This is a genomic window from Akkermansia massiliensis, from assembly GCF_018847375.1.
Taxonomy (GTDB): domain Bacteria; phylum Verrucomicrobiota; class Verrucomicrobiia; order Verrucomicrobiales; family Akkermansiaceae; genus Akkermansia; species Akkermansia massiliensis.
In genome coordinates, this window is sequence record NZ_CP072036.1 from 2,026,751 (window position 1) to 2,040,225 (window position 13,475).

Annotated in this window: 11 protein-coding genes; 7 read left to right on the forward strand and 4 right to left on the reverse strand. The window is 58.0% G+C overall.

Annotated elements, in window-relative coordinates; translation table 11 throughout:
- Positions 1-168: 168 nt before the first annotated feature.
- From J5W70_RS08470 to J5W70_RS08480, 3 genes are all read left to right on the forward strand, one after another.
- Positions 169-891: a LamG-like jellyroll fold domain-containing protein gene (locus J5W70_RS08470; protein ID WP_022397236.1), complete on the forward strand. Its 723-nt coding sequence runs from the start codon at positions 169-171 to the stop codon at positions 889-891.
- A gap of 590 nt (positions 892-1,481) precedes the next feature.
- Positions 1,482-3,344 carry an LpxL/LpxP family acyltransferase gene (locus tag J5W70_RS08475; protein ID WP_022397235.1) on the forward strand — a complete coding sequence of 621 codons (1,863 nt, stop codon included), beginning with the start codon at positions 1,482-1,484 and terminating at the stop codon, positions 3,342-3,344.
- 74 nt (positions 3,345-3,418) lie between these two features.
- Complete coding sequence (locus tag J5W70_RS08480) at positions 3,419-3,700, forward strand: helix-turn-helix domain-containing protein (protein ID WP_102722744.1); 282 nt, start codon at positions 3,419-3,421, stop codon at positions 3,698-3,700.
- A gap of 33 nt (positions 3,701-3,733) precedes the next feature.
- Here J5W70_RS08480 and pflA read toward each other — a convergent pair whose 3' ends face one another.
- A complete protein-coding gene (pflA, locus tag J5W70_RS08485; RefSeq protein WP_022397234.1) occupies positions 3,734-4,516 on the reverse strand; it encodes a pyruvate formate-lyase-activating protein in 783 nt (260 codons plus the stop codon).
- Between the two features lie 16 nt (positions 4,517-4,532).
- Positions 4,533-6,800: a formate C-acetyltransferase gene (pflB, locus tag J5W70_RS08490; RefSeq protein WP_022397233.1), complete on the reverse strand. Its 2,268-nt coding sequence runs from the start codon at positions 6,798-6,800 to the stop codon at positions 4,533-4,535.
- A gap of 374 nt (positions 6,801-7,174) precedes the next feature.
- Between pflB and J5W70_RS08495 the strand changes: the two genes are divergently transcribed.
- The 3 genes from J5W70_RS08495 (at position 7,175) to J5W70_RS08505 (ending at position 10,669) form a co-directional block, all read left to right on the forward strand.
- Positions 7,175-7,852, forward strand: a complete 678-nt coding sequence (locus J5W70_RS08495) for a GDSL-type esterase/lipase family protein (protein ID WP_257228269.1) — start codon at positions 7,175-7,177, stop codon at positions 7,850-7,852.
- A gap of 155 nt (positions 7,853-8,007) precedes the next feature.
- Positions 8,008-8,796 carry a GDSL-type esterase/lipase family protein gene (locus J5W70_RS08500; RefSeq protein WP_022397231.1) on the forward strand — a complete coding sequence of 263 codons (789 nt, stop codon included), beginning with the start codon at positions 8,008-8,010 and terminating at the stop codon, positions 8,794-8,796.
- Positions 8,797-8,881: 85 nt separating this feature from the next.
- Positions 8,882-10,669 carry a sialidase family protein gene (locus tag J5W70_RS08505; RefSeq protein WP_022397230.1) on the forward strand — a complete coding sequence of 596 codons (1,788 nt, stop codon included), beginning with the start codon at positions 8,882-8,884 and terminating at the stop codon, positions 10,667-10,669.
- 32 nt (positions 10,670-10,701) lie between these two features.
- Here J5W70_RS08505 and J5W70_RS08510 read toward each other — a convergent pair whose 3' ends face one another.
- Both J5W70_RS08510 and J5W70_RS08515 read right to left on the reverse strand, forming a co-directional pair.
- Entirely contained in the window at positions 10,702-12,063 is a 1,362-nt protein-coding gene (locus J5W70_RS08510) for an ankyrin repeat domain-containing protein (RefSeq protein ID WP_022397229.1), read from the reverse strand.
- A gap of 247 nt (positions 12,064-12,310) precedes the next feature.
- Positions 12,311-12,571 carry a hypothetical protein gene (locus J5W70_RS08515; RefSeq protein WP_146021379.1) on the reverse strand — a complete coding sequence of 87 codons (261 nt, stop codon included), beginning with the start codon at positions 12,569-12,571 and terminating at the stop codon, positions 12,311-12,313.
- Between the two features lie 18 nt (positions 12,572-12,589).
- On the opposite strand from J5W70_RS08515, the gene J5W70_RS08520 reads away from it, so the two are divergent.
- Positions 12,590-13,414, forward strand: a complete 825-nt coding sequence (locus J5W70_RS08520) for a Cof-type HAD-IIB family hydrolase (RefSeq protein ID WP_102722938.1) — start codon at positions 12,590-12,592, stop codon at positions 13,412-13,414.
- Positions 13,415-13,475 lie beyond the last annotated feature (61 nt).

Consider the following 13,475-nt stretch of genomic DNA (forward strand, 5'->3'; position numbering starts at 1 on the left):
GGGTAATATCAATTAAGGTTCGTACCCACGATGCCGGAGTTTCGCGAAGGACAGCTTTTCCCGACTGTAGAATCAATACCGGATTACAAATCCGGTATTGGTTTTGCATGGAAGGGAAGGTTCTGGATATTCCCTTCAATCAACTGACGATCAACTCTGTTTAAGATAATGAAAAAGACATTCTTAACCATCATGCTGGCTGCCGGCATTGGTTCCGCCTGCGCCGCAACTACCGCCGCCTGGGAATTTTCTTCCGGCGTTCCCTCGGAACAATTCATGACGGGAAGCGGCATCAAGCTGGAAGGATGGAGCATTTCCTCCGCGGTCAATTCAACGGCATCCTATACGGACTGGGCGACGGTGACGGGCGGGGACCGCAACATTTCTACGCAGACGGTGGGCATGTGGCTGGATTTGTCCTCCCTGGGGTCTGCCGCCACTATTTACAGCTTTGGAGAGACGGATTCTCTCCGCGGCCTCCAGCTTGTTTACAACGGGGACGGCACGTTTACTTCCAGGAGAACGGGAGAAGCGGGCCAGACTTTCACCATTGGGCAGGACGTCATTGATGGAGGATGGTTCAACCTCTCCATGTCCCTCAGTACGGATACCACCACCCGGAAAACGGATTTCCAGATTTTCCTGAACGGGGAAAACATCGTGGATACCCCCCAGTTGTCCGCGGGGCTCAACGGAGGCCAGAACGGAACCGTGACCGTCGGCGGAGGCACGACGGATGAACATTACTTCAGCATCGCGGATTTCAAGGCTTATGGTACCGCATTGACGGGACAGGAAATCAAGGAGGCGTGGAACATGGTTCCCGAACCAGCGGCCGCCTCCTTGAGCGTTCTGGGACTGATGGCGCTGCTGGTGCGCCGCCGGAAGTGAGAGAGGCGGAAAAAATACATTTCAAACGGCAGGCAGCAGGGCGGACATTTCCGGTGGGAATGTCCGCTTTTTTATTGTTTCACGGAACTGTTGCAAAAAGACGGCTCTTCTTTTTCCGATGGCGGCTCTGGGCCGCCATGTACTGGTGAGTTTCTGTTTTTCCCGGCCCTTCCTTCGGACGTGCGGATGTCATGTAAACGGTATCCGCTGTCCGGACGGGATACATCTTTTCCATGACCTGCTGCGGTCCGGGTCCCTGTATGGCCCCGGGCTGCAGCTTGCGGCAGTTGCAGCCTTCCGGAAGCTTTTTCCTGCATTTGGAGGAGAAACAGTTCATGGTGAAATCCGGAACGGGGCGGGAGGGCGGTGCAGTTTCCGTTCCGGCAGCGGTTCTTTTCCGCCGTGGGAAGGAAGCATGGAACGGGGCTTCCCGGGACGGCAGGCCGCCGGAACGCGGGAGGGAAGCCGCATGCGGGAGAATAAAGGGTTTGTGGACCGGAAGGGATTCGTATAAAATGTTCTCCGGTTTTCTTATGACGAGCTCCCCTTCATCCTCTCCTTCTCGCCCTGCATTTGCCCATCAGCTGGGAATGAAAGGATTCCTGATCATGGAAGGGCTGCTGAAGCTCGTGGGCATGAAAACGCTTTACCGCCTGGGGCGCGTGGCGGGCGGCGTGGCGTGGTACTTGCTGCCGCAACGCCGGAAAATTGTGGAAAGAAACCTGCGCATTGTGCTGGATCCGGCCCTGCGCGGCAGGGAACTGCAAAAATTGAGCAGGGAAAATTTCAAAAGGACGATAGCCAATTTCCTGTGCTCCGCGAAGACGGCCACCCTGACGGATGAGCAGTTGAAAAAATGCGTCACCATCGCGGGGCATGAAGAATTTGCCGCTCCTGCGGCGGAAAGGCGCGGGCAGGTATGCGCCATAGCCCATTCCGGCAACTGGGAGGCGCTGGCGAGGATACGCGTGTTCTTTCCAGAAGTGGAACGTTACGGGTCCATATACCGCCAGTTTGACAACCCGCTGATGGAGGAATACGTATACAAGCGGCGCACGGAGCGGGGCACGCGGATGTTTTCCAAGGAAGGCGGCATCAAGGCTCCCATGAAGATGGTCAAGGAGGGCGGCGCCCTGGGTGTGCTGAGCGACCAGTTCGTCTGGGAGGGGGTGTATGTCCCCTTCTTCGGCAAGGTGACCGGCACGACGCCGTTGCCCGCTTTGCTGCGGAAGAGGACGGGAGCGGATATGGTAGCCATCGCAGTACGCACGGATTCTCCCGGACACTGGATAGCGGACATGGGGAACGTGGTGGATTTTTCCAACTCGGACGGTTCCCTGGCGGGGGACACCATTGAAGTGAACCGGAGCCTGGAAACGTTGATCCGCAAGTCCGTTCTGGACGTGTTCTGGATGCACCACCGCTGGAAGTCCATCGACCGCTTTGCTCCGCAGGATAAAAAAACGGACGGCCTTCTGGAAAACATGGAGCTGCAGCCGTACCGCATTCTGGTGGCTGTTCCCAAGGCGCTGGATGAAGCCCTGGTGACCGTTCCCCTGGTCCGTGCGCTGAAAGCCGTCCGGCGCGACATGCAGGTGAACGTCATCTGCCCGTCCGCGCAGGCGGGGGTATGGAAGGCGGTGCCGGAAGTCACCCATGTTCTGCCGCACGATTCCCTGAATCAGCTCCGGGAGGCGCTGGCCGCGGATGAATTTTACAATGACGGTCCGCTGGACCTGGGCGTCATGCTGGACCAGGACATGGAAACGCTCAAGGCGCTGGAACCGTACGGGCCCATGATGTTCTCCGGGCTGGACACGCATCCCGGCGCACGGAAATACAAATTCCGGGTGAAGGCTCCCGTCCTGCGCGCCGCTCCCCCCATGCACCGGGTTCAGCTTTATCTGCAACTGGGGGGGCTGCACGGGCTGGATGCCTGGAATCCGTCCCTGTTCCCGGTGAAAAAGGCGGCTGCGGCGGAAAACGCCCCCATCCTGCTGGCTCCGTTCTCCAGCTTGGGCAGCGCCAGTGAATGGAGTGAGGAACAATGGGCGGAGCTGGTTTCCCTTCTGCCGGGCAGGCCCGTACTGGCCGCTCTGGAAGAAGACCGGGAACGCGCGTCCGCTCTGGCGGAACGCCTGAATGTGGAGCTGGCGGTGGGAACTCCGGAAGCCTTGTTCCCCGTGATGGATGCCGCCGTGGCGGCCGTGGCTGTGGATGGTGACATTCCGTCCCTCTGCTCCTTCCGCGGTCTTCCGGTGGTGACCCTGTTTTCCACCCGCCTCCCGGACGTTTGCCGGCCCATGGGCCCCTTCAACCGCTCCCTGTACAGCCACCAGTGCTGTTCCCCCTGCTTCCTGAAGGAGTGCGACCGTGATGTTCCCTGCAACCGCCATATTGCCGTGCAGGAGGTATTGGATGCTCTGAGGGAAATAACAACCTCTGAAATTTAACGGGTTTCTCTACCAAGAAAAGAGCTTAGTCCTTTTTCTTATGATGAAGAAACGCCTGTGTTAAACAGGAAGTCATGTCTAAAGGCATTAATTTTAAAAAGTTGAGAAATGATGCCGGTTTAACGCTGGCTCATCTTGCTGAATTGTCTGGATATGACGTGACCGATATAGTTCGTTTGGAACAGGGAGAAAAAATTCCTCCCTGCATACGGGAATGTATTCTTGCGTTGCTGTTACAAGCACGGGAGGAGGGTCTGGCTTTGGATGTCAGAATATGGCGTGAACGTGCTTTAAAAGCTGAATATAAGGTAGAGATTTTACTTGGAATGGTAAAAGGAGGAATGGATGTTTTATAAACGCCTCATGGTTGAAAAGAATTTTTCCTGCCTTCAATGCACGGAACTTTTTAAATTTTCTTCCTGGCGGAAGATGTCGCGGACCTGTTCCGTCAGTTCCTCGGAAGGTTCCGGAACGTCCTTCAAGGTGTAGTCCAGCTTCAGTTCATCCCACTTGAAGCGCCCCATCTGGTGGAAGGGGAGCACGTCCACGCGCTCCACGTTGCCCAGGCGCGCCGCATGGCGGGAGAGCTCTGTGATGTCTTCCATGTTGTCCGTGAGGCCCGGAACCAGGACGTAGCGCAGCCAGACGGGTTTGCGGAGGGCGGCCAGGCGTTCCGCGAATTCCAGGGTGGGGCGCAATTCCCCGCCTGCCAGGGCCCGGTACCGTTCCGGGTTCCACGCCTTGATGTCCAGCAGGACGAGGTCCGTATTCGCCAGCAGTTCTTCATCCGCGTTCGCGCCCAGATGGCCGGAGGTGTCCAGGCAGGTGTGCAGCCCCAGTTTCTTGCATCCTTTCAGTACGGTTCTCGCAAAATCCGGCTGGAAAAGGGGATCTCCCCCGGAAAGGGTGACGCCTCCGCCCGCCGCCAGCAGGAAATCCCGGTAGCGGGCTATTTCTTCAAGGACGTCGGCCACGCTTCTGCGGCGTCCCCTCCGCACGTAGGAGGTGTCCGGATTGTGGCAGTAGCGGCAGCGCAGGCTGCACCCGGACAGGAAGAGGACAAAGCGGATGCCTGGACCGTCCACGGTGCCGCAGGATTCCACGGAATGGACCAGTCCGGTGACGGCAGTTTCACCGTCCGGGGCCGGATTCTGGGAGAAAGCCTGCGGCATCCGCTTCCTGGCTGGGTTAACGGGTATGGAAGGTGCGGTTGATGACCTCCTGCTGCTGTTCCCGGGTCAGCTTGATGAAGTTCACGGCATAGCCGGAAACGCGGATGGTGAGCTGAGGGTATTTTTCCGGGTGGTCCATCGCGTCAAGGAGGGTTTCCCGCTCCAGCACGTTCACGTTGATGTGGTGCCCGGTGGCGGCAAAGTAGGCGTCCAGCAGGGAGACGAGCTTCGTGCGGCGTTCCCCTTCTTCCTTGCCCAGGGCCTGCGGCACGATGGAGAAGGTGTAGGAGATGCCGTCCAGGGAGTCGCCATAGGACAGTTTGGCTACGGAGAGCATGGAGGCCACGGCTCCGTTCCTGTCCCTTCCGTGCATGGGGTTGGCGCCGGGCGCGAACGGTTCCCCGGCGCGGCGGCCGTCCGGCGTGTTGCCCGTCTTCTTGCCGTACACCACGTTGGAGGTGATGGTCAGGATGGACTGGGTGGGCAGGGAGTTGCGGTAGGTGTGGAGCTTGCGCAGCTTTTCCATGAAGTTGCTGACCAGGCTGCATGCGATTTCGTCCACGCGCGGGTCGTTGTTCCCGTAGCACGGGAATTCCCCTTCCGTCTTGAAATCCACAATCAGGCCCTCTTCATTGCGGACGGCCTTCACGGTGGCGTACTTGATGGCGGACAGGGAGTCCGCGGCCACGGAGAGCCCGGCGATGCCCGTGGCCATGGTGCGCAGGATTTCCGGATCATGCAGCGCCATTTCAATGCGTTCATAGCAGTACTTGTCGTGCATGTAGTGGATGATGTTCAGCGCGTCAACGTAGGTTTTGGCAAGCCAGTCCTGCATCTTGTCGTACAGGGCCATCACTTCGTCGTACTTGAGCACTTCCTCCGTATAGCGCGGGGAGGGCGGGGCCACCTGTTTCCCCTTGAGTTCGTCCACGCCGCCGTTCAGGGCGTACAGCAGGCACTTGGCGAGGTTGGCGCGCGCACCGAAGAATTGCATCTGCTTGCCGATGCGCATGGCGGACACGCAGCAGGCGATGCCGTAGTCGTCGCCCCAGTGCGGGCGCATCAGGTCGTCGTTCTCGTACTGGACGGAGGACGTTTCAATGGAAACCCTGGCGCAGAAATTCTTGAAGGCTTCCGGCAGGTTCCCGGACCACAGCACCGTCAGGTTCGGCTCCGGAGCCGGACCCAGGTTGTACAGCGTCTGGAGCATGCGGAAGGAGCTGCGGGTGACGAGGGTGCGCCCGTCTTCCCCCATGCCGCCGATGGATTCCGTCACCCAGGTGGGGTCCCCGGAGAACAGGTTGTTGTAGTCCGGCGTGCGGATGAAGCGGACGATGCGCAGCTTCATCACGAACTGGTCAATGATTTCCTGCACTCCCTCTTCCGTGATGAGGCCCTGTTCCAGGTCGCGGGTAAAGTAAATGTCAAAGAAGGTGGAGACGCGGCCCAGGGACATGGCCGCGCCGTTCTGTTCCTTCACGGCGGCCAGGTAGCCCAGGTAGGTCCATTGCACGGCTTCGCGGGCGTTCCCGGCGGGGCGGCTGAGGTCGCAGCCGTAGGAGGCGCCCATCCGGGCGAGTTCCTCCAGGGCGCGGATTTGTTCGCTCATTTCCTCGCGCAGGCGGATCAGCTCATCCGTAAGGGGGGAATTTTCACGGTTTTTGAGATCCTTGCGGCGTTCGGCAATCAGCTTGTCCGTGCCGTACAGGGCCACGCGGCGGTAGTCCCCGATGATGCGGCCGCGGCCGTAGGCGTCCGGAAGTCCGGTGATGATGCCGGCGGAGCGGGCGGCGCGGATGTCGGAGGTGTAGGCGTCGAAAACGCCCTCGTTATGCGTCTTGCGTATCTTGTTGAAAATATCCGCCGTTTTTTCGCACATCTTGAACCCGTAGGATTCCAGGGCCTGCTGGGCCATGCGCAGGCCGCCGAAGGGCATCAGGGCGCGTTTCAGGGGAGCGTCCGTCTGGAGGCCCACCACCACTTCCAGCTCCTTGTCAATGTAGCCGGGCTTGTGGGAGACGATGGAGGAGACCACTTCCTGGTCCGCATCCAGCACGCCGCCGTTGTCTATTTCCCGTTTCAGCAGGACTTTCAGTTCCTCCCAGAGCCGGAGCGTGCGTTGGGAGGGGCCGGAAAGAAACTCTTCATTGCCGGAATAGGGCGTGTAGTTGTTCTGGATGAAATCCCGTACGTCAATGGACTCCGTCCATGCTCCCGGCTTGAATCCCTGCCATTCCTGCGGAAGGGCGGGGGATTCCTTCAAGTCTTTTACTATGCTGATCATAAATAGGATGTAGTGAAGAAGACCGGAGAAAGACGCTCCGCGCCCGCTGAAAGCCCGGAAGCGGCGAAACTCCGCACCGCCTGATTATACCGGGAATGTTAGCGGTCAACAAGGCCAATTCTTCCAGGAGGGGAACGGGAGCGGTTGCGCTGGTCTGTTTCAGGCATCTGGCTGTTCCGGAATAAAAAATGAGGGAAATTTACGGTTATGGGGGATAGTTTTTTCTTTACTCTCCAAATTGCCGCCAACAATATTTAACTATCATTTTGATGAAATCCCATTCATTCCTCTGTTTGTTGCTGGCGGGAGTTTCTTGCGCGGCCTTTTTCTCCGGCGCGTGCGCCAATGAGCTGCCGTCTACGCTAAAGCCTCAGGTGAACGAGCGCGCCGTTTATGACTGGAATGGCCGTCATAAGGCCGTGATGGAGAGGAACCGGAGCGTTAATCCGGAATATGCCGTCTTTGGCGACAGCATTACCCACCGCTGGGGAGGGGAGCCTTCCGGAGACAACAGGGCCCTGGGGACGGGAAAGGAGGCATGGAAAAATCTTTTCTCCCCTCATACGGTGACCAATATGGGGTTTGGCTCAGATTACGTGGACAATGCCTACTACCGTGTGCAGCTTGGGGAACTGGACGGAATCTCTCCGCGCGTGATCATCGTGCTTTTGGGAACCAATAATCTTGGCGGCAGGAAGGATACCCCCCAGTCATGCGCGGACAACCTCAAGGCTTTTGTGAGCCTGGTGGGGCGGAAGTGCCCGGCCTCTAAAATCCTGCTCCTGGGCATTCTGCCCAGGAAGGAAAAGGCGGTGGCGCCCCTGATTGTGGAAACTAATAAAATGATATCCGTTCTTGCTGATGGAAAGAGGGTGTTTTTTGCCAATCCGGGCACGGCGTTTCTGGCAGAAGATGGCGTGTCGCCAAAGAGCGGCCTGCTGGTGGATGGCTTGCATCCCAGTGCTGCGGGATATGACGTGCTGGGGAAGGAATTGAGTTCGCTTCTGGAGAAAATAGACGGCAGATACAAGGGAGGTTCCGTAGTTCGGTAAGACAGGAATGGGAGGATGCGCGTCCTGATGTTCCGGCGCGGCATGGCCGGCTGTCGGGGCAGTGGTCTTTTTCTTCCGGGAAAGGCCGCTTCAGCATGTGGTCTTGATGCGCGGAAGTATTTCTTTAAACTGCTTTTCAATTCCGTTTTTCCGTCATGAATTCCCTGCTGTATACGTTCACTGCGCTGCTGGGTGCCGCCTGCCTGGCGCTCCCCGCATTTTCCGCTCCTGCGGCCGCGCTGCCCGCCACCCTGAAGCCGGAACCCCACCAGCGGGATCCGTATGACTGGAATGCGCGGCATGAAGCCGTCAAGAAGCGGAACCGGGCCGTGAAGCCGGAATACGTGATGATAGGGGACAGCATCACCCATCATTGGGGAGGGGAACCCTCCGGAGACAGCAGGAAGGCGGGGGAGGCCTCCTGGGAGAAATTGTTCGGTCCCCATGCGGTGACCAACATGGGCTTTGGCTTTGATTATGTGGACAATGCCTATTACCGCGTGCAGAACGGGGAGCTGGCCGGCATCTCCCCGCGGGTCATCATTATTCTGCTGGGAACCAACAATCTGGGCCACCGGAAGGATGCTCCGCAGGCCTGTGCGGACAATATCAAGGCATTTGTTCGCCTGGTGCATCAGAAATGCCCCTCTTCCAAAATCCTGCTGCTGGGCATTCTGCCCAGGAGGGAGAAAAACCTGACGGAGCCGGTGAAGCAGACGAACAAGCTGCTCGCAAAGCTGCAGAATGGAAAAAACGTCTTTTTTGCCGATCCGGGGAAGGCTCTCCTTTCCGCGGACGGCGTTTCTCCGCGCAATGAATTGATGAAGGATGTAGTGCATCCCAATGCCAAAGGGTACGAGGTGCTGGAGAAGGAACTGGCCGTACTTCTGAAAAAGCTGGATGCGAAATACCGCGGCGGGAAATCCGCGGGCAAGCATTCCTGACGGTGGTCTTTTTGAGGAAGGAGGGAATTGTGCTTGAAGGGGAAGTCCTGTTTGAGGAAAATGTACCGCCTTTAGTATTTGATTTATGAAAAACCTGTTGTTTGCGTTGTTTGCCGGTTCCGTCTGCTGCTGTTATGCCCAGCAGAACGCCGCTCCCGCTCCGGAGCCTGAAATTGTCGCTACGCCGCCGTCCGATGCCGGACGCGGCCTCATCCGCGTGAACTCCCGTGAAATCCGCTATTACTCCGGCACCCGCAAGGAACCGGACTACCTGGTCAGCAAGGACAACGGAAAGACCTGGGAAATGAAGGCGGCTCCGAGCGGCTACCCGCCCAACTATGGAGGCATTCCCAAGGAATCCCCGGCGATTGCGCGCAACCCCGTGACCAGGGAATTCATCCGCGTGCAGCCCATCGGAGGGTTCATCTTCCTCTCCAAGGGAGGCCTGGACGGCAAGTGGTTTGCGGTCACGAACGACGGCAAGCTGGAGGAAGACTGGAAAAATCCGGAGAAGCAGAAAAATCTGAAAAAACTGGGCGGCATCATGCGCACGCCCACCTTTGTCAACAAGGGCAGGAGGGTGATCGTGCCGTTCCATAACATGGGCGGCGGCACCAAGTTCCATATTTCCGACGACGGAGGCCTGACCTGGCGCGTGTCCAAAAATGGCGTTACCTCTCCCAAGCATGAAGCCAGGCCGCCCCACCAGGGCGTCAGGTGGTTCAACAATGCCGTGGAAGCCACAGTGCTGGAAATGAAGGACGGCACCCTGTGGGCGCTGGCCCGCACCTCCCAGGACCAGGCGTGGCAGGCTTTCTCCAAGGATTTCGGTGAAACATGGAGCAAGCCGGAGCCGTCCCGTTTCTTCGGAACCCTGACCATGAATACGCTGGGCCGCCTGGATGACGGAACCATCGTCTCCCTGTGGACGAACACGATGGCCCTGCCTGAAAACGCCACGGCAGGCAACGGCACGTGGGAGGACGTGTTCACCAACCGTGATTCCCACCACATCGCCATGTCTGATGACGAAGGAAAGACGTGGTACGGCTTCCGGGAAATCATTCTGGACGAACACCGCAACCATCCCGGCTATGCCACCCTGGACGGTCCGGAGGACCGCGGCAAGCACCAGAGTGAAATGGTGCAGCTTGACAAGAACCGCATCCTGATTTCCCTGGGGCAGCACAAAAACCACCGCCGCCTGGTCATCGTGGACCGCCGCTGGGTGGCTGCCAAAACGCGTTCCACGCAGACGGGCAGGGACCTGGACGGCCAGTGGACCATCCATACCTATATCCCCCAGAAAAAAGGCCATTGCAGCTATAACCGCAAACCCTCCGCTGAACTGGTGCCCGACCCCTCCGGAGGTGGAAAAAAAGTGCTGCAAATCAAACGCCTGAATGATCCAGAACTGGTTAATGAGAAATCCAATGTGGATTACCAGAACGGGGGCGCCACCTGGAACTTCCCGAACGGGACCACGGGGCTGGTCAAGTTCCGCTTCCGCGTGGCGGACGGGGACCAGGCGGACGATTCCGGCCTTCAGGTTTCCCTGACGGACCGCCTGTTCAATGCCTGTGATACCACCACGAAGGATTACGCCCTGTTCACCTTCCCCATCAAGCTGAAGCCCGCGCCCCATCTGCTGCTGGGCATGAAAAAAGTTCCTTTTGCGCCCGGCGCGTGGCATGAAATTTCCATTCTGTGGCAGGGGCCGCAGGCTGTGGTCTCCCTGGACGGGAAGAAGGCCGGAACGCTGAAAATGGCCAATCAATCTCCCAACGGAGCCAGTTACATCCATTTCATCAGCACCGGTTCCAAACCGGATGCCGGCGTCCTGCTGGATACGGTGAACGCCCGGGTGAAATAAAAGGCGTCCTGCCGCAGGGGGGCGGCAGGAACTCAGCGGCCTCTCTTTTTCGGAAGCGGTGAAGCGTTTAACTCCGGCAGGTTCTTCAGGACCATGTGCAGATGGTCGTTTGACCGGTTGCCTATCTGCTGGAGGACCGTGCGCCCGTACTTGTCACGCAGGGAAGGGTCTGCCTGGTGGTCCAGCAGCAGGCGTGCAATGCCCAGTTTCAGGCGGTCAAGGGAATCGTCCCCCAGCAGCATGTCACGGCAGCACAGCATGAGGGCCGTTTCCCCGGCTGCGTTTTGATGGTTGACGTCCGCCCCCTCGCTGATGAAAAGATTGACCAGTTCCCTGATTTGGGGGAGATGGGATATATCAATGAAAGCCAATTGGCGGCACAGGTTCAGCAGGGCCGTGTCTCCTCCGGAATCCGGCGGAGCCGTGTTCATGGGCATGGCCGCGTTGACGTCCGCCCCGTACTCCAGCAGGGTATGCGCGATTTGCAGCGCGGTTTTCGGGGTGTTCAGGTTCAGGGAAAGAAGGGGAGGGGTCATCTCTCCGCGGAAATTGGGATCATACCCGGCTTCGCAAAGCTTGCGGACCAGAAGAGGGTATCCGGCAGCGGCGGCCCAGGTCAGCAGACTGGTTTTTTTACCCCTCAATTCCGGCTGGAGGGAAATATCCGCCCCGCATTTCAGAAGAAACAGAGCCGTTTCCTCATAGGGCGCCCCTCCGATGCCGGCTACGCAGGTCATGACGAGGGGAGGCCAGCCCATCGGGCCCGGTTTATCCACATCCGCGCCGTTTTGGATCAGCAGGTTAAGGCAGGAAAGCCTGTTGTGCACCGGCAGGGGCCTGGTATCGTCCATTCCGGGCTGGCAGGCATAAGTCAGGGGTGTATCCCCCTGTTCGGACCCCGGGATGGAGGGAAGGGCCTGGTGCGGCAGGATGATCTGGAGGTTCGGGTCCGCGTTGCGCTGCAGAAGGCGGCCCAGCAATTGCACCTCTCCGAGCCCCGCAGCCAGGTGCAGCAGGGTTTCGTGGGACGAGGTGCTGCAGCGGCCGTCCGCGCTCTCCGCCGTATTCCGGATCATCTGGAGCCTTTCCCTGATTTCGTCCTGCATGTACTGGCGCATGGAAACCTCGGAAAACATGTGCCAGTCAATATGGCGGGAATTGGGGGAAAGCCCGCGGAAAATGAAACGCTCCGGGCTGCGGTGCGCCGTGAAATCCGCTGCGGTAAGAATTTGCTCCCTTTCCGCTTTTGTCCAGATAGGGTTGAATTTCCATTCCGCGGGGGAAGGGTCATTCCTGAGGAACCAGAAAATGGTGGAGCCTGCGACAAGAGCCGCAAAAACGCTCAAAGCTCCAAGAAACCAGAGGGTTTTCTTTCTTAAGGTCGTGTGTATCATAAGCAGGGGAACTGCAAAAAGCCATGATGCAGGAATCCGTAACTTCGGGCAATGAAAAAATGGTACGCGCAAGGAATGCCCGGAGCGAATTATATGGAAATTTAAACGGCGGATTGTGAATCCGGAGGGAGATTTTTTCCCGCCTGATATGGAAAAGAAGCCCGTGGATAAAGTCATTTGCGAGGGTGGCGGAAAATATGGTGTCATGCCCCGGACGTCATATTGGACATGGGTCTTATGATGTGGTTCATTTAATTCCAATTATTTGAATTATGTCCGGATTCACAATCCGGTATGATGCGTTAGGCGTTGCGGTTGTGACGGCTGTCTTAAAATTTCTTTCATTTGCTGTTGTTGCCATTGAAGTTAAAAAATGCAGGGAGCACCAGTTTTCCGTAAAAACAGCCGGAAAAAAGGCGGTATTTCCGTTACTGTGTGCTGAAACGTCTCTTCCGTCGCCTGGCCCATGCTGTCTGAAGCCGCTCTTGCCTTGGAAGAAACGGCGCATGATGATTCAGGCAACGTTATGGACTCCGTCAAACTTATTGCGTCCGATATGGATGGAACGCTGCTCAATGGAAAGGGAGAACTGGACCCTGCGTTTTTCTCCCTCTTTAAAAAACTTGAACACCGGGGCATCCGCTTTGCGGCGGCCAGCGGGCGCCAGTATGACGGACTGCGCCGGACCTTTGCCCCCGTGGCGGACCGGATGCTGTTCATTGCCGAAAACGGCGCCTATGTGGCGTCTGGTTCCAGAGAATGGCTGGTGCTGGACATGGACCGTGAAACGGTGGCCGGGCTGATTGCCATGATCAGGCGCATTGAAGGGACGTGCATTGTCCTTGCAGGCCTGGACTCCGCATATATTGAAGATAAACAGCCGGAATTCGTCCGGGAGGCCCGCCGGTATTACACCCGCTGCAAGGAGGTGGATGACCTGCTGGACGTGCAGGGGGACAAGCTGCTGAAAATAGCCGTATATGACTTCAAGGGAGCGAAGGAAAACAGTTATCCCCGCCTGAAGCATTTGGAGCATGGCTTCCAGGTGGCCGTCTCCGGAGAAAAATGGATGGACATCAGCCGGAAGGGAGCCGATAAGGGCGCCGCCCTGGAGCTGATTCAGCGGAAACTGGGCATTTCTCCGGAGGAAACGATGGTCTTTGGGGACCAGATGAATGATGCGGAAATGATGCGGCAGGCCCGGTTCAGCTATGCCGTGGCGAACGCCGTGCCGGAAATCCGTGCCATGGCCGCGTTTGAGGCCCCGTCCAATCAGGAAAACGGAGTCATGCAGGTGCTCGGAAAGTTGCTGGAGGTCCATGCTCCGCAGGGTGGGGCCGGGGACTGCTGAGCCGTCCGGTCCATATTGCCGGGAGCAGGGAAACTGGTAAAACAAGGGCATGGGGCATCCT

Excerpts from the sequence above, each read along its gene's own strand:
- J5W70_RS08475 (WP_022397235.1), top strand. The coding sequence starts at position 1,482 with ATGAAAGGATTCCTGATCATGGAAGGGCTGCTGAAGCTCGTGGGCATG.
- J5W70_RS08500 (WP_022397231.1), top strand. The coding sequence starts at position 8,008 with ATGAATTCCCTGCTGTATACGTTCACTGCGCTGCTGGGTGCCGCCTGC.
- J5W70_RS08510 (WP_022397229.1), bottom strand. The coding sequence starts at position 12,063 with ATGATACACACGACCTTAAGAAAGAAAACCCTCTGGTTTCTTGGAGCT.
- J5W70_RS08520 (WP_102722938.1), top strand. The coding sequence starts at position 12,590 with ATGGACTCCGTCAAACTTATTGCGTCCGATATGGATGGAACGCTGCTC.
- J5W70_RS08470 (WP_022397236.1), top strand. The coding sequence starts at position 169 with ATGAAAAAGACATTCTTAACCATCATGCTGGCTGCCGGCATTGGTTCC.
- pflB (WP_022397233.1), bottom strand. The coding sequence starts at position 6,800 with ATGATCAGCATAGTAAAAGACTTGAAGGAATCCCCCGCCCTTCCGCAG.
- J5W70_RS08505 (WP_022397230.1), top strand. The coding sequence starts at position 8,882 with ATGAAAAACCTGTTGTTTGCGTTGTTTGCCGGTTCCGTCTGCTGCTGT.
- J5W70_RS08480 (WP_102722744.1), top strand. The coding sequence starts at position 3,419 with ATGTCTAAAGGCATTAATTTTAAAAAGTTGAGAAATGATGCCGGTTTA.
- J5W70_RS08515 (WP_146021379.1), bottom strand. The coding sequence starts at position 12,571 with ATGCGCCGTTTCTTCCAAGGCAAGAGCGGCTTCAGACAGCATGGGCCA.
- pflA (WP_022397234.1), bottom strand. The coding sequence starts at position 4,516 with ATGCCGCAGGCTTTCTCCCAGAATCCGGCCCCGGACGGTGAAACTGCC.